The sequence below is a fragment of the Streptomyces canus genome (assembly GCF_030816965.1).
GTDB lineage: Bacteria > Actinomycetota > Actinomycetes > Streptomycetales > Streptomycetaceae > Streptomyces > Streptomyces canus_E.
The window spans coordinates 6,848,109-6,863,785 of the sequence record NZ_JAUSYQ010000002.1 but is presented as its reverse complement, the minus strand read 5'-3'; the positions used below and the strand labels follow the sequence as shown (position 1 = coordinate 6,863,785).

Annotated in this window: 11 protein-coding genes and 1 pseudogene; 8 read left to right on the top strand and 4 right to left on the bottom strand. The window is 66.5% G+C overall.

The window, feature by feature from the left end; genetic code table 11:
• The first annotated feature begins 298 nt into the window (after positions 1–298).
• The 4 genes from QF027_RS32700 (at position 299) to QF027_RS32685 (ending at position 3,471) form a co-directional block, all read left to right on the top strand.
• Entirely contained in the window at positions 299–634 is a 336-nt protein-coding gene (locus QF027_RS32700; RefSeq protein WP_307078711.1) for an ArsR/SmtB family transcription factor, read from the top strand.
• Complete coding sequence (locus QF027_RS32695) at positions 625–1,350, top strand: cation transporter (RefSeq protein ID WP_307078709.1); 726 nt, start codon at positions 625–627, stop codon at positions 1,348–1,350. Before QF027_RS32700 ends, QF027_RS32695 begins: the two co-directional genes overlap by 10 nt.
• 163 nt (positions 1,351–1,513) lie before the next feature.
• Entirely contained in the window at positions 1,514–2,083 is a 570-nt protein-coding gene (locus QF027_RS32690) for a dihydrofolate reductase family protein (RefSeq protein WP_307078707.1), read from the top strand.
• Positions 2,084–2,451: 368 nt separating this feature from the next.
• Positions 2,452–3,471 carry a DNA-directed RNA polymerase subunit alpha gene (locus QF027_RS32685; protein WP_307078705.1) on the top strand — a complete coding sequence of 340 codons (1,020 nt, stop codon included), beginning with the start codon at positions 2,452–2,454 and terminating at the stop codon, positions 3,469–3,471.
• A gap of 21 nt (positions 3,472–3,492) precedes the next feature.
• Here the strand turns inward: QF027_RS32685 and QF027_RS32680 are convergent, their stop codons facing one another.
• Together QF027_RS32680 and QF027_RS32675 are read right to left on the bottom strand one after the other, a co-directional pair.
• Entirely contained in the window at positions 3,493–5,454 is a 1,962-nt protein-coding gene (locus tag QF027_RS32680) for an ATP-binding protein (protein WP_307078703.1), read from the bottom strand.
• Positions 5,455–5,751: 297 nt separating this feature from the next.
• Positions 5,752–7,143 carry a tyrosine-type recombinase/integrase gene (locus tag QF027_RS32675; RefSeq protein ID WP_307078701.1) on the bottom strand — a complete coding sequence of 464 codons (1,392 nt, stop codon included), beginning with the start codon at positions 7,141–7,143 and terminating at the stop codon, positions 5,752–5,754.
• A gap of 258 nt (positions 7,144–7,401) precedes the next feature.
• On the opposite strand from QF027_RS32675, the gene QF027_RS32670 reads away from it, so the two are divergent.
• Positions 7,402–8,802, top strand: coding sequence for a hypothetical protein (locus QF027_RS32670; protein WP_307078700.1), 1,401 nt, complete (start codon positions 7,402–7,404; stop codon positions 8,800–8,802).
• Positions 8,803–8,992: 190 nt separating this feature from the next.
• Here the strand turns inward: QF027_RS32670 and QF027_RS32665 are convergent, their stop codons facing one another.
• On the bottom strand, positions 8,993–11,698 hold the full coding sequence (locus tag QF027_RS32665; RefSeq protein WP_307078697.1) for a helix-turn-helix domain-containing protein: 2,706 nt from the start codon (positions 11,696–11,698) through the stop codon (positions 8,993–8,995).
• A gap of 132 nt (positions 11,699–11,830) precedes the next feature.
• Between QF027_RS32665 and QF027_RS32660 the strand changes: the two genes are divergently transcribed.
• Positions 11,831–12,238, top strand: a complete 408-nt coding sequence (locus QF027_RS32660) for a hypothetical protein (RefSeq protein ID WP_307078696.1) — start codon at positions 11,831–11,833, stop codon at positions 12,236–12,238.
• 1,229 nt (positions 12,239–13,467) lie between these two features.
• Positions 13,468–13,989 (top strand): hypothetical protein, encoded by a 522-nt coding sequence (locus QF027_RS32655; RefSeq protein WP_306976332.1) that lies wholly within the window; start codon positions 13,468–13,470, stop codon positions 13,987–13,989.
• A 102-nt stretch (positions 13,990–14,091) separates the two neighbouring features.
• On the opposite strand, the pseudogene QF027_RS49705 reads toward QF027_RS32655, so the two are convergent.
• A pseudogene (locus QF027_RS49705) lies at positions 14,092–14,768 on the bottom strand (tyrosine-type recombinase/integrase); the annotation flags it as partial.
• Positions 14,769–15,009: 241 nt separating this feature from the next.
• Here QF027_RS49705 and QF027_RS32640 point away from each other — a divergent pair.
• Positions 15,010–15,666, top strand: coding sequence for a DUF1326 domain-containing protein (locus QF027_RS32640; RefSeq protein WP_306976338.1), 657 nt, complete (start codon positions 15,010–15,012; stop codon positions 15,664–15,666).
• The last annotated feature ends 11 nt before the right edge of the window (positions 15,667–15,677 follow it).

The following is a 15,677-nucleotide window of genomic DNA, read 5'->3' as shown; positions in this document are numbered from 1 at the left end:
TCACCGGCTCAGAGCTATCACATGGCCGGCATCCTCGAAGCGTTCACCGGAAAGATCATCCGGGCGAGCGAACATGCCTGCCGCCCCCTGGGCAGCTTCAGAGCGCCCTGGGCTGCCGAAGGAACTGCACGAGCCTGCCCGGGCCGAGGATGGCGTATCACATACTCCGTCGGCGCTTTTGGGCTCGGTCACGGCGGGCTCGCCCCGGCGCGCGAGCGTTCCGGGAGAGCACGTAGGGCCGGATTCCAGCCAATGATCCACGCTTTCCTGAATTCAGGATTCTATGTACTGTCGTGCTGTGCTGACTGTTGCCTCCGACATCGAGGTGCTCGCCCGTTTCGGCCGCGCGCTCGCCGACCCGATCCGCTGCCGCATCCTGCTCGCGCTGCGCGAAGCCCCGGCCTACCCCGCCGATCTCGCCGACGCGCTCGGCATCTCGCGCACCCGGCTCTCCAACCACCTCGCCTGCCTGCGCGACTGCGGCCTGGTCGTCACACTGCCCGACGGCCGCCGCACCCGCTACGAACTGGCGGACGAGCGCCTCGGTCACGCGCTGGACGACCTGCGCGCCGCAGTGGTGGCCGTGGAGACCGACCGCACCTGCGCCGACGCCGACGACAAGGGATGCTGCTGATGACCGCAATATCCCTCGGCCCCTCCGCAGCCCGCCGAGACGAACTCGCCCATCGGATACGTCTGCTGGTCACGGCGACCATCACCTACAACGTCATCGAAGCGATCGTCGCCATCACCGCCGGCACTCTCGCCTCGTCCACCGCCCTGATCGGCTTCGGCCTGGACTCCGTCATCGAGGTCTCCTCCGCCGCTGCGGTGGCCTGGCAGTTCTCCGCCCGTGAGCATGCCGTGCGCGAGGCACGGGAGAAGACGACGCTGCGGATCATCGCGCTGTCGTTCTTTGCACTCGCCGCCTACATCACGGTCGACGCCGCCCGCGCACTGATCGGCACGGGGGAGGCGGAAAGCTCCATCCCCGGCATCGTGCTCGCCGCTCTCTCCCTGGCGGTCATGCCGTTCCTGTCCGCAGCCCAACGCCGCGCGGGCCGTGAGCTCGGCTCCGCCAGCGCGGTCGCCGACTCCAAGCAGACCCTGCTGTGCACGTACCTCTCGGCAGTGCTCCTGGTCGGCCTGGTCCTCAACGCCACCCTCGGCTGGTCGTGGGCCGATCCCATCGCCGCCCTCGCCATCGCCGCCGTTGCCACAAAGGAAGGCCGCGACGCCTGGCAGGGCAAGGGCTGCTGCACGCCCTCCAAGGTGGCGGCCCCGGCCATCGAGACTGAGGCGGACGGTGCGTGTGGCTGCCGCCCAGGCTGCGATTGCTTGCGAACCTGAACGCCCCGAGCGCCGAATCGGTCGCGCGCTCGGTCTGCGGTCTGGTTCGCATCACGACGGCGTCAAAGTAGGTGCGATCGGGGCACCGATGAGAAATGACGCCGACAGTCGTCTGAGTAGTGTCCGGTGAACGCTGGGCGCGCCTCAAGGGAGATGCAACGGGATGAGACCACTTCGATACTCGATCAACGTCACGCTCGACGGCTGCTGCCATCACGAGGCGGGTCTTCCCCCGGACGAGGAGTCGATGCGCTACTGGACCGCGGAGATGGAGCGAGCCGATGCCCTGCTATTCGGCCGGGTGACCTACGAGATGATGGAGTCGGCGTGGCGGAAGCCGGCCACGGGCACGTGGCCTGAGTGGATGGATGAGTGGGAGATCCCGTTCGCCGAGACCATCGACCGGGCGAAGAAGTACGTCGTGTCGAGCACGCTGAGCGGGGTCGATTGGAATGCCGACCTGGTGCGAGGCGACTTGGGGCAAGCGGTTCAGCGGCTCAAGCAGGGGTCAGGCGAGGGCCTGTGGGTGGGTGGCGTGACGCTCCCCCTGGCGTTGGCAGATCTGGGACTGATCGACGAGTACGAGTTCGTTGTTCAGCCGGTCCTTGCCGGACACGGGCCGACCTTGCTCGCCGGTCTGCGCGAGCGCATCCAGCTCGAGCTCGTGGACCGCCATGAGTTCCGGTCGGGGGCGGTAGCCCAGCGATACCGGCCCACGCCAGTTACGGCTTGACGTGATTTGTCCTGGCACGTTGGCCGCTCCCTCGCGACGGAACGACGGCTCGGTGGCGCGTTGCCCCGCGCTGGCCGTGCCCCCGAACGGCGGACGCGCTGGCGGCCGGGGACTGGCTTCGGCCGCCGCAGCCTCGACAAGCACGCATATCCGAGCAGCGCGTCGGTGTGGCCCAGCATGCGGGTCTCGCCGACGCCGGTGAGTCCCTCGTCGGTGTGCACCTGAACGAAGGCCCGATGCCTCCTCGCCGGGGTCGGGTGACGGGTGGTTCGGCCTCCACGGAGGCCGCATCACCCCTATCGCCCGATACCCTTCGTAAGGTCTACGGCGTCACATAGCGGGCGCCAAACCACTGGAGGCAACACCACGTGCTGATTGCTCAGCGTCCCTCGTTGACCGAAGAGGTCGTCGACGAGTTCCGTTCCCGGTTCGTGATCGAGCCGCTGGAGCCGGGCTTCGGTTACACCCTCGGCAACTCGCTCCGCCGCACCCTCCTGTCGTCGATCCCCGGTGCGGCTGTCACCAGCATCCGCATCGACGGTGTCCTGCACGAGTTCACCACCGTGCCGGGCGTCAAGGAGGACGTCACCGACCTGATCCTCAACATCAAGCAGCTGGTCGTCTCCTCGGAGCACGACGAGCCGGTCGTGATGTACCTGCGCAAGCAGGGCCCGGGTCTGGTCACCGCCGCCGACATCGCGCCCCCGGCCGGTGTCGAGGTGCACAACCCCGGCCTCGTCCTCGCCACGCTCAACGGCAAGGGCAAGCTGGAGATGGAGCTGACCGTCGAGCGTGGCCGTGGTTACGTCTCCGCCGTGCAGAACAAGCAGGTGGGCCAGGAGATCGGGCGTATCCCGGTCGACTCCATCTACTCGCCGGTTCTGAAGGTCACGTACAAGGTCGAGGCGACTCGTGTCGAGCAGCGCACCGACTTCGACAAGCTGATCGTCGACGTCGAGACCAAGCAGGCGATGCGTCCCCGTGACGCCATGGCCTCCGCCGGTAAGACCCTGGTCGAGCTGTTCGGTCTCGCCCGCGAGCTGAACATCGAAGCCGAGGGCATCGACATGGGCCCGTCCCCCACTGACGCCGCCCTCGCCGCTGATCTCGCCCTGCCGATCGAGGAGCTCGAACTCACGGTCCGTTCGTACAACTGCCTCAAGCGCGAAGGTGTCCACTCCGTGGGTGAGCTTTTGGCGCGCTCCGAGGCGGACCTGATGGACATCCGCAACTTCGGTGCGAAGTCGATCGACGAGGTCAAGGCGAAGCTGGCTGGCCTGGGTCTGGGCCTCAAGGACAGCCCGCCGGGCTTCGACCCCACGGCCGCGGTCGGCACCTTCGCCACCAACGACGCGGACACGACGTTCGTCGAGACCGAGCAGTACTGAACGGTGCGCCGCGCCGGTCAATCAGTCCCGGCCGTCTTCCGAGGATGGTGACGGGTCGGGACTGTCGCTGAGACTGGGCGGCAGGAACTGGGCATGCTTTGAACGCAGGTATTCCACCCCGTCGTCATGATTAGCCCGGTAATCGAGGCTGCGTTCTACAAACTTCAGCCGGTGCCGGGCATCATTGATCACCTCGGACCAGGTACGCACTTGTACGCGGTGGCGGTCGGTGCGCTGGATATAGCCGAACGGCAGTCCGGTCTGGTTACGACGGGACTCGGCGAACTCATCCAAAGTATTGCCGATAATCCAGAAATCCCACGAGACGTTCGGCTTGTTGAACCGCTCGTCGCGCATGACCGCCAGCGCATACTTTTCGATCTGGGTGAGTTCGTCCGCACCGATCACTTCACTCGGCCGCTTCAATTCGACCACGATGTTCTCGACTCGGTCTTGCGCAATCTCGCACGTGCGAGTTAGTACAAGATCGGGAATGGGATTGGTGCCGTCATGACGCAGCACGGGCTGCGCGTGGCCGGTGAGCTCAACCTCCTCGCCAAGAAAGTGGAGATATTTCGCGAGCACCTTGGTCAGGGACTCATCGTCACCAGTCAGGGCGTATTCCTCGCCGAATACCCATGTCTCGTTGGCCAGGATCCGGTGAAGCTGCCGCCGCTCCAGCGTCTGGCGCCGCGGCTCGCTGTCGAACAGTATTGTGTCGAGACCGGACAGGAAGCTGAGCCGGTCTCCGACCTTCTTCGAGGTGGCGATGATCGACGAGAGGGTAGTTCTGTTGAGCAGCTCACTGAGTTCGGCCAGGCGTTCCGCCGACAGCTCGAGAACACTCCTCAAGACGTTGTGGAGGTTCCCCGGGTTGGATGCCAGGGCTTCACGGAGGAGCCTCAGGGTGAACTTTCGCGAGCGGAAGTCTCCGTCGTTGATCACTTTTGACGCACTGAATGCGACGAGGTCAAAAACCTGCCGCTCCGCATTCTCGGCAGCAGAGGGCGATCCGTCACTGTACGGGTAACTGCCCTCCGAAACCCATCCCCTGATGATCGACCTGCTCTTGTCCGCACTACGACGTTTGAAGTGCTCGCGCAGCTTTTCTTTCGCCACCGTGACAACGGAACTCATAGGTTCCAGGCCGGATTCAGCGAGCAGTACGTCATGCCCTCTGAATCCATCCCACTTGAGATATGCGGTGAAATCGAACCCGGGGGCCTGGATTCCTGGCTTGATATCGTGGAGCGCCATGCCGGCCTCATCGCACAAATACAAGGCCCGGTCGACCTGGCGACGCCACTCGATGACAACCAGTTGTGGGCGGTCGTCCAGTCCATCGACATCCAGGTCGTATTCCTCGCGTTCGACCTGCAGCGCCGCCGGATTGAGCTTCTGGCCGCGCCACGAGATCTCAACATGCCGGTAGGATTCGAGACAGATCGCGAATTCTGCCGAGAGGGTGTCAATCAGCGAGTCCTGCTCAAGCTGCTTACCGGCCGTTTCGTTGACCGAGACAACTGACACCCTGGTGCCGATGTCACCGTCGGCCGGAGCGGTGGTGATCTCGAAGCGGCGCAGGTTGTGACGCTCGGCGCGGATCCTCGTCTCGGTCGCAGGGTCTCCCTCATGCACCGTGCACCATTCGACGACATCACCGATGCCGAATGCCGCGAACCGCCCCTTGCCCTGTTCTCCGTGAAGGCGTCTTCCCTGCTGCCGCGTCGTCCTGGTGGCCCTCTTCCACGAACCCCCCAGCGCGCCGAATCCCTGCTGCACGTCGTCCGGCGACATGCCGTGACCGCGATCAACTACGATGACGCGCTCCACAGCACCCAGCGTGCTGAACTCAAGCCCCCCATCGACGACGTCAGCATCCGCATCGAGGGCGTTCCAGATGAGCTCCGTCAGGCCGGCGCGCGGGCTACGGACAAGGCGAGCCAGGTGATCTCCGTCCACCTGCACGGTCAGGGAATGCATGCGTGCATGAAAGCACGAGGTGGGTCACTTGTGTCCGACTTCGTCCAGACGCCCGGCCGCCTTCCAGGTCACGTTTTCCAGTCACCCTCCGCACCTCCCGCCCGGAACGTGCCTTTACGCGGTCAGCGCGTCCGGCGAAACGCCCCCGAGGCCGGCTTGCGCAGGTCGGCCACCGGCCGGAATGCCCCGCCATCCACTGGGGGAGCACGTCGGGGCGCACCGTGACCCAACGGACAGGATCCCTCTGTTCGGCGGCACTCCGGCATCCGGCACTGTGCGTCCGGAAGGGCGGAAGAGCTACTCCTCGTCCTGCTGGCCGGGCTCGCGTGGCTGGTCATACGCACTCAACAACCCCTCGATGCGCTGGTTGTTGATGGACTGCCGGTCGTACAGGCACCGCGCGTACCGGCTCAGCAGAACCCCGACGCTGTTGCCCGCCCGCTCGGCGACCTCCGCCGGGTCGGCACCCGCGCACAGCCAGGTGGACAGCGCCGAGTGCCTCAGGTCATAGGGCCGCTTCGCGAGCGGGGTGCCGGTGAGCGCGGGCGGCAGGGCGAGAGCGCGGCTCTCGTGCCACACCCGGTGGTAGGTGGTGTAGCTGATGACCCGGCCCTGCTCGGTGAAGAACAGCCGGCCGTCGTCGGCCGTGCCGAACGTGGTGACGTGATCTCTCCACAGGGCCACCAGATGCGGCGGGAGCGGCACAACTCGTGTCTCTCCCGCCGGACGGTTCTTCAGGCCGCGCTCGTCGTGGTTCTCGCCGCTGTCGGTCCATCGTTTGCCCGCCTGCGGCCGGGTGCGGTGCAGGATCACCCGGCCCCAACCGGTGGTGGGCAGGCGGCAGTCCGGCAGCGCGACCGCGACCGCCTCCTCGGGACGCAGGCCCGCGTAATACATGCCGGCGAAGAACCCGACCAGCCGACGGCCGCGAGCCCGTTGGTAGCCGCCCACGTAGGAGACGGCATCCAGCAGATCCCGGGCCTGGTGGGGGTTGGCCACCACTCGCGGGTCCACCGTGACCGCCGGCTTGGGCAACCGCCAGCGCACCTTGTTCAGCGGGTGGCTGCCCAACTCGCCCCGCTCAACGGCGTAGTGGAGCGCGTGCACCATCACCTTGCGCTTGCGGCGCATCGTCTCCACCGCCGCCTCACCACCGTCGAGCTTTCGGCGCAGCGACTCCAGCACATCACGCGCCAGGACCGGATCATGCAGATCCACCAGGGGACGGGACGCCTTCGCCACCCACTGCAGCACCAGCCGGTCCTCCACCGGCATCTCCCCCTGCCCCGGGCCGGGAACGACGAACGCCCAGTGCCGCAAAGCGCGGCGCAGCAGCTGCCCGCCCGGCCGCCCCGGAAGATCCCACAGCATCGCCACCGTGACGGCAGTCAGCGCGTCGCTGACCTCGTCCCGGGTCTTCGCCGCCCTGCCCGGCCAGTGGGCCCGCGCGTACTCGGTCGCGAAGGCGTACCAGCTCAGTTGCGACGGCCGCCGTGCCCCGTGGGCGGAGCTGCTCACCTCGGCCAGGCCCACGCGGATGGCCCGCACCAGCTCCGCGCCGAACTCGCCCGCCAAGCCTGCGACCGGGCTACCTCCGTCCGGCCGTCCCTCACCATGCGGCTGCGCCGGGGATCGGTCTGCAGGCTGTTCGGGCTCCGGTGCGGCGCCGTGGTGCTCGTTCGGGTCCATACCCGCCTCCTTCTGATCGGCGGGAGCATGGCTGCCCGGCACATCCACTCCAGCATCCCCCCGCAAGAGGGCACTCGTGCGGCGCCCGGTTGACGAGCGTGGTTTGTCAGATGTTCGGCTTGACTCCGTCGCCACTGGTCATACCCGGTCCCGGTGTGGCCAGTTGTAGTCATTGGTGCGCCATGCGCACTTGCACGCGCCCCAATGTCCCGAATTACCGTTCCCGGCCAGCCAGAGCACGCGGACCGTGGGGGATGCATGGCGAGAACCGCGCGACAGATCCTGAACGCACTCAGCCGCTCGACGAGCGTTCACGTCCACTCGACGACAGAACTGGCCGCGCACGTGGACTCCGCGGCGGCGGCCATCGACAAGAAGCGCCGGGAAAAGGGCCAGGATGCAGCGCGCAGGAAGCCCGACCTGCGGCCGGTCGCGCTGGCCGAGCACGGCCGGTCCATCGACCTGACGCCGTGGCAGGTCCTGCACGCCGTAGCGCGCGGCTACGTCCTGGCCGGCCAGGGCATGGGACGCGGGCTGGCAGAACACTGGCTCAGCCTGAAGTTCTGCGAGGCACTCGACGCCAACCGCGCCGGCTCCATGGACCTCACCGACAAGGGCCGCTCTTCCGAGAGCTGGTACAAGGGCATGCAGGCCCGGGAGCTGGCCGTCGGCTTCGGGCTCGCGGTGGCGGAGCACATCGTGCAGCAGCGCTACCCCGACCACATCGTCTCGGTCGTCGACACGAACACGGTGCTGCGAGCCGGCTGGCCCCTGAGCGTCTCCCAACGGAACAAGGGCTCACGGCCCCGGCCCGACTACATCATCGAGGCATGGAAACCCGGCGAGCCGTCGAAAGTCACCTTCGTGGCCTGCCGCGGAAACCACCAGAAGCCCAGCAAGCGCACCGGCCGAACCCGCAGCACTACGATCCAGCAACTGGTCAAGGGAGCAGAACTGACCGAAGGCATGCAGATCGGCCCCTGGAACACGACGCCCTGCCTGATGCTGTCCACCGAGCTCATGGGCCAGGGCGGGGTCGTGGTCAATGTGCTGCAATCCCCAGGCGAGGCTCTGCTCCCCGTCCGCATACCCGGCGCCCTGAATGACGCCAACGAGGAGATCAGGGACAAGCCCGGAATCCCCTACCCCAACGCCATTCACCTACCGGCCCGCGACGGTCGACGGGCGCGGACGGTCGACGGCTTCCAGGTGGGCGAGGACGACCTCGCCTGGTTCGGCCAACTCCTGGCCCGTACCGCAGCAGCCGGCCTGACCGCTTTCTCGGGCGGACGGAAATACACGGCCGGCTATCTCACCGCACGCCAAGGCCGCGAGCACTACGACGTGCCCGCCTTCGCCGCGACATCGAGCGTCGACGACGCGGACATCGAGGTCGGCGACACGAAATTCGTCGGCACGGACAACGTCTTCCGCATGGGGACCGCACGCATCGAGGCATTCTCCGGAATGGACTCAGGATTGTACGAACTGATCAAAGCCGGCCGCGTGGAGGAGTACCGGCAAGCTGTCTACGAACTCTGCTCCAAACGGCGCGACTCCCATGAATCCGGGAGATGGAACGACCCGATCTCGTTCCAGGACGACGGCACCATCATGGCCCTGAGCATCCTGCCCATCCGCAAACGGCGCCCGCTCTGAACCAAGGGCTCACAACTTCTTGGTGCTTCTGCGTTCGCCGCTTCGGGCAGCGCAACATAGCTCGGGATCGCCGGTTGGCCAAACCGGCGATCCCGAGCATCATTGATAGTCCACCGCCCCTACTTGCCCACACGTCGAAAGGCCGCATCCCGAACTCAACCTCACAACTCCGCACGACGGCTGCCCGTATTCACTTCGCTCCCCCCCACGGAGGTGTAGGGGCGCCATCGGGATTCAGCCCGTATGGCCACCGGCGTGCAGGATTGACGAGCCAGGCCAAGCCGGCATCAGCCGTCTGGCGGTAGAGAGCTTCGGCGCCGCTTCGGTCCCCCGCTTCTTCCCGCATACGGGCGAGGGCCTCCAGGGCGAAAGCGTTGCCTGCATCCGCCGCTTGGCGGTAGAGCGTCTCGGCGCCTTCCCAGTCTCCTTCCTCCTGCCGCGCCCGAGCTGAATCAATTAGCGGGAGGACATCATCGCTGTCCGCGGCGCGCGCGAAGCGCCGCGCTTCGTTCCGGTCCCCAGCCTCCTGCCGCATCTCGGCGAGGCGGAGAAGGGATGGGGTGTCATGGAAGTCCACGGCCGCCTGGCGGTACAGGGCCTCGGCGCTGGTGATGTCTCCGGAGACTTCTCTCATTCGGGCAAGTTCCCGCAAGGCGAAGGTGTCGCCGACGGCAGCCGCCTGCTGGGCAAGCTGTTCGGCGTTGGCGGAATCGCCTTGCTCCTCATACGTCCAAGCAAGTTCGGCTAGAGCAAGGCCGTCGCCGGATTCAGCGGCCTGCCGCGCGAGGGCCTCTGCGCTCTCGAAGTCTCCCGCTTCTTCCCGCATCCGGACCAGTTCCCGCAGGCCGGATGTGTAGCCAGCCGCGGCGGCTGCACGGGCGAAATACTCGGCTTGCTCGCGGTCCCCGGCCTCCTCACGCAGTCGGGTGAGGCGCAGCAGGCCCTCGTCGCCGACTTCAGCAGCCCGGCGACGCAGGTGGTGAGCCCACTGCAGGCGATAGCGATCGTCGGCTGCTTCAGCCAAGCCTTCGAGATCCTCCGGGACCGTGAGGTGGTTGTAGGCGGCCAGCCAGAAGGAATCAGGCGGGCACAGGAACTGGCGGGTTCTACGGCCTGCCAGGTCAAGGTGGTCCGCAAGTCGGTAGGTTGGGCCGACCGACCGGACGGGCGCACCGTGGGCAGGCGGGGATCCGGGCGTACGCAATGTAGGGCGCGGCCGAATCCGCCGAAGCGGACTCGATCCCCCGGTGACAGGACGGGTGAGTTCGGCGAAGACTTGCTCTGCCCAGTCCTCGGTAAGCACGGCGAACGCGGAGTCACTGAGGTAGCCGACCGCCGCTTCCGTGAGAAAAGACTGAGGCAGTGGGCTACTGATGCCGAGACGGCAGGCATCCATCGCCGCCTCCAGCACTGCCTTGCTGGCTGACATCGCCATGCTGAAGAGGTTCATGAGCTGGGGGCCGCTGGCAAGGTACTGCGTAAGGCGGCCGTCACTACCGGATTGCTCGACAGCTTCGGCCAGGCGCGGATCCCTGATAGCGCTTTGGGCCTTTGCGGAGCTCAACGCGACCGGGTCGAAACGGTCCGGGACGAAGATGATCCGACCGGACAGTAGCCGTCTGGCCTGTTCGTGCAAGTCGGGCGCGTTGGGGGCAGGCGATGCCGTTAGCTGGTCCAGGTTCCTTGGCCAAATGGTGCCCAGGACAAGGATCGGTCCCCGGTCGAGCTGGCGGAGCAAGCGCCCTATGGCGTACGCGACCCGCTCGCCGAGTTCGGGCGCCAGTAGGTAGCGCTCAACATCGTCGAGCCACACCACTGTCCGCGGCTCGACTCGGGCGATACCGTCCATGGCCGCCTCGGCCGGAGTGGGATTGAAGGGGTGCCACAGCCGCCACCCTTGTTGCGACAGTGACTGGATTGCCTCCCAGCACGCCCGCGTTTTGCCGGTGGTGGAATTTCCGGTCACCACCAGCATCTGGCTCCGGCCTGCTGCGGCGTCGCGGACCGCGTCAGCGAGCAGTTCATCGTGTGATCGCGGAATGTATGGAGGGAGCTCGGACTCTTCATTCTCACCGGTCCCGATCGGCGCCGCCGCGCGATGGACCCCAAGCTCGAGAGCACTCCATTCGCTGATCGGCCGACCCGGGATCTGATCGGCCTGGGCAGTCTCGCGGAAAGCCAAGAGCTCAGAGACAGGCAGGTCCAGCCTGCGTGCGAGGCTGGCCATCGCCTCCTCGGACGCCACCGGCATGCTAGATCGAAGTGACGCCAGCAACTCCGACTTCCCCGCGCCAGGCTGGCCCATCACGTAGATGGCGGCGTTGTGAGCAGGGCCAATGTAGGACCGGTGCAGCTTCTCGGCTGCTGGGCCGCGTACATGCTCCGGCAGAGCCTCGATGAGGATGGTGCCCACCTGGAGAGCCTGTAGCGGAGACCGGTTAGGGTCTTCGAGGATGCGTTCAACGGTTGACTTCGCCATGGGGGAGCCCGCCACGGTGAGGCGGTGCGAGATCTCCCGGAGGCTGATTGCCGCCTCCTGACGGAGCTCGGCCAGGATGTCAGCAGGGCCCGTGCCAGCGCCCTCGCGCCCGTGCGATTGCGCCCCATGCGCTTCATCCATTGCCTGCTGGTGGAGGAAGACGAGGGACGCGCGCTGTGTCTCGTTCAGTCCGAGCGCATCGATGAAGCTGTCCAGCTCGCGCGCATCGATGCGGCGTTCGCCGTTCAGGGCGCGTGAGGCGGCAGTCAGGCTGATGTGCGTGCGCGCGGCCAACTGGCGCGTAGTGACGGCAGATTCGTCGGCATGGCGGCGTAGTTGAAGAGCGAATCGCTTGAAGGCTGGCGGGAGGGTGGCGGGAAGGGGCTTGCGAGGGCGCCCTGCGCGCTTCTCGTTCACGACTGTTCACCTCCTCTGACGTGCATTGTTTTGATTGTCTCAAAAAACCTGGGACAGTGGGCGTGGGGAAAACCACAGTCGACCCCGCACATCCGTCGTGCCCGCAAAGCACTTCGCCGCAAGGGGGTCGCCGTGTCCATCGTCGTCATCGTGCTTCTAGCGTGCACCGTCCTGGCCGCCCTGGTCACAGCTCGTGTCGCATTCCGCCTTGCCGTCGGCGACGGCGCCACCCACGCCCTGGCCTGGGGTGCGGCCGGCGCCGCTGTCATAGCCACCTTCACTGACGTATGCATCGTCGCCGCCGCCCTCGATCTCGCCGACGGCACTACCAGCGGGCCGCGCGTCGCCCTAACCGCCGTCACGATCTTCGTCGGACTCGTCCTCGCGTACACCGCGTACGACCTCACCGGCCCTAGGGTCGCACCGCCCGGCGGTACCCCCACCCTCGGAGCCAGCAAGGCAAAGCGACTCGCTTCCGCCGCCAGCACTTTTACCGGCACCTTCGTCATCCTCGCGCTGATCCTGCCCTTGCTGGGCTGACGCCTCCCCTCGCAGCGATCCACACCCCGTGCCTTCTCGATGACGGAAGGCCCTTCCGGTCTTCGTCCAGACGCGGACCTCCAGATAGGCGATCTCAGCTTCGAGTGCATGCGACCGACGTCAACCAGCCAGCCCTTCACCGCGGCTGTCACATCATCACTGACGGCGTCCACCCTGCGTTCGAAATCGACGGCGTCGAAGCTCTGTTCACCCGAGCTGGGGCCCGACATTCGCATCGCAGCCCCGTTCCTCACTCCCATCCTGAAGTAGTACGTGTTCTGGCGGCGGAGCAGTTCGGGCCCCCGGGGCGACTGCTGGATGGTGGCGTTACGGACACAGCCAAGCCGTGATCAGGATGAACAGGCAGTGATGCATCGGCAATCGCGGGTATCGACGATCAAGTAACTACGTGACCGTACACAGCGCCGCACGGGAGCGCCCCAACCACACCTGGCACACGACCGGCTCGCTTGGATTGCCCGCGCCCCGGGCTGCCCCCCTGTTCGATTGAGGGCCGCACCGTATACCTCTACGCTTGCCCGAGGAAGCCGTGATCTACGTCATGGCGCATGGATCTGCGGCCACGGGGAACGATACGGACAAGGCAACCAAAAGGGCTATTTCAATCTCGCGGGACATGCGCGGGACGGCGGGCCTGACAGCCTGTCAGGTAAGCCGCTGACCTGCGAAAACGCGCGGGAAGCCGACGGCCTCCGGAGCCGTGTGCGCAGGTTCGAATCCTGCCGGGGGCACCTTGATTCAGGTGCCCAAAGACCCCGCCATCGGCGCTTTTGCCGAGGACGGGGTCTTCGCGTGTGTGCTGGCGTGTGCCGGTCGGAGCGGCTGTATGTCGGGGTCTATGGACGAGGCATGGACGGGATCTTGAAGCGTCGCCCCCAGGTGAAACCCAGGAAACGACGAGGCCCGGGCAAGGCACTCCACGGCGCTGGCGAGCGCCTGGAGCCCGTGAGGGACGTCGCGAGCGAATCACTCAGGACCTCAGCCCCATCGTGAACTGCTCGGCACCGGGCTTACCTCCGGACGACCCGGCTGAGTTGTCTCCCCCAGCTGTAACAGCCCGAAGGCCGTCCTCCACCCGCAACAGCCCGTCATGGCATCAAAAGATCGCCGTCCCGGAAGAGACATACGCGTGTACACGCGTAAGCTTGTGTGAGTATCCTTGAGTTCACGTACACACGCTGGAGTGTGTACGAGTGAGGGGAGGGCCGATGCGCCTACTTGAAGGCACACCGCAGGAGATCGCTGAGTTTCTTCGGCTGACTGGTGCGGACGAAGACAACGACTCGGGGGCACCAGTCGAGGTGGCCGTTGATACCGCCGTCGACGCGCTGGAGTGGGCCCAGATCACTGATCTGGTCCATGGCCGAGCGCGAAGCGCGGAGACCGCTAACCGAGTGCTCGACTTCCTCCGCGGAGTCGTCGAACTCGGCAACGTCGAGATCGGCCCAGGCGAATCCGAGCGCACACAGGACGGTCGCACTGACTACGTCATGGTGCACGATGCCGGCATTCGTCGGTTTGGGGCGGTTGCTTATGTCAAGCCCCGGAACGGGGGCCTGACCTTGCGTCTGACGAAGGAAGATGTGGCCGAACTGAACGACCCGCACGTGAGTTACCGCGACGTGCGGCCCGGTCATCAGTACGTCGTGAATTGCCCGCTCCGCGACGACGCAGCCGTCAAGACGGCTCTGCGGCTCGTGCAGCTGGCTCTGGCGAAGGTTCGCCAATAGACGAGAGGTGACACCGAACACTCGGTAGCCGCTGTACGCATACAGCCGCATCCCGAGCGGACGGCTTGAATCAGAGCCCATGCAAAGGCTCTGCGTACGCGTTCAACTGCTAGACAGTGCGCAAACAGCGAGGCCCCTGGATAACTCCAGGGGCCTCAGGCACGGGTGATGGCCTCGCTCGTACTCGCGAAGCAGGTCCTGGATGCGCCGGTTGGCGACGTCCTGCCGTCCGTCGAGGCACTTCGCGTAGCGGGTCAGCAGGACCTCAACGCTGTTGCCGGCGCGCTCGGCAACCTCGGTGGGGTCAACGCCGGCGTTGAGCCACGTCGACAGGCCGAGTGACGGAGGTCGTACGGTCTACTCGCGAGCGGCGAGGCCGCGACGGTCGGTGGGAGGGCGAGGAGCCGGGCTTCCTGCCATGCGGTAGTAGGTAGAGGACGGGACGACCGAGCCTTCTCGCTGAAGAAGAGCCGTCCGTCTTCCGCCGTGCCGAAGTTGGCCAGATGCTCGCGGAGCACGGCGACGAGGTGAGGCAGGATGGTCACGCGCCGAACGTCCTCGGTCGGCCGGTTCTTCAGCCCGCGGTCGTCGTGGGTCTCTCACGAGTCGGTCCACTGCTTGCCGACCGACGGGCGGGTCCGGTGGAGCAGGGCCGAGCCCCAACCCCGTTCGGGAAGGATCAGGTCCGTCTCGACGAGGCCGACTGATTCCGCCGGCCGGAGACCACCGAAGTACATGGCGGCGAACAGACCCACGAGGCGACGGCCGCAGGCACGCCGCACAGTTACGAAGTGCCTTACGGAGCGCCGCATCGGACGGACGTCCGGCGCGGTCGTCAAGGCGGCTCGCTCCGCTCACCGCGCGGGGTACATGTGAGCGCCTCGATGCCCGGGTTTCCCCTACCGGGACGTGCGGTGCAAGCTGGAATGGAGGCCGCTTCGCCATCTCGGGTGTGGGCTCGGGACACGCGGTCTCGCCACTCCGAGTGAGCTCTCTCGGGCTCGGCAGGAGGGAAGCGAGATGACAGAGCAGGTCACCACCGGTACGCGCTGGCGCCTGGCCGGTGATTGGTTCGATGTGTGCAAGTGCGCCATACCGTGCCCCTGCACGTTTGCGCAGACCCCGACCTACGGCGACTGCGAAGGCGTGCTGGTCTGGCACATCCGGGAAGGAAGCTTCGGCGACGTGCGGCTCGACGATCTCAACGTCCTGATGCTCGGCGCCTTCGTGGGCAACGTCTGGGCCGGCACGCACACCGACGCGTACGCCGCGGTCTTCCTGGACGAGCGCGCCGACGAGCAGCAGCGCGGTGCACTCGGAGCGATCTTCGGCGGTGAGGCGGGCGGATGGCCTGCGCAGTTCGGGGCCATGCTCCACCCCGAGATGCGCGGCATGGACTTCGCCCCCATCCACGTCGAGATCGACGAGGACCTCGCCACCTGGCGAGCCGAGATCCCCGGCAAGGTCACGGCCACCGCCGAGGCACTCACCGGCCCGACGACGCCGGACGGCGCACGCGTCCAGGTCCACAACGCCCCGGGCGCCGAGGTCGGGCCGGGCCAGGTCGCCACCTGGGGACGGGCCACCGTCGACCGCGCCGACGCATTCGGCTTCTCCTGGGAACGCTCGGGGAAGTCGAGCAAACACTTCCCGTTCGACTGGAGCGGTCCTGACTGACGAGAGGCTCC

What these genes read in the sequence shown, in the direction of transcription:
- QF027_RS32695 (WP_307078709.1), top strand. Translation starts at nt 625, where the DNA reads ATGCTGCTGATGACCGCAATATCCCTCGGCCCCTCCGCAGCCCGCCGA.
- QF027_RS32690 (WP_307078707.1), top strand. Translation starts at nt 1,514, where the DNA reads ATGAGACCACTTCGATACTCGATCAACGTCACGCTCGACGGCTGCTGC.
- QF027_RS32680 (WP_307078703.1), bottom strand. Translation starts at nt 5,454, where the DNA reads ATGCATTCCCTGACCGTGCAGGTGGACGGAGATCACCTGGCTCGCCTT.
- QF027_RS32675 (WP_307078701.1), bottom strand. Translation starts at nt 7,143, where the DNA reads ATGGACCCGAACGAGCACCACGGCGCCGCACCGGAGCCCGAACAGCCT.
- QF027_RS32670 (WP_307078700.1), top strand. Translation starts at nt 7,402, where the DNA reads ATGGCGAGAACCGCGCGACAGATCCTGAACGCACTCAGCCGCTCGACG.
- QF027_RS32655 (WP_306976332.1), top strand. Translation starts at nt 13,468, where the DNA reads ATGCGCCTACTTGAAGGCACACCGCAGGAGATCGCTGAGTTTCTTCGG.
- QF027_RS32640 (WP_306976338.1), top strand. Translation starts at nt 15,010, where the DNA reads ATGACAGAGCAGGTCACCACCGGTACGCGCTGGCGCCTGGCCGGTGAT.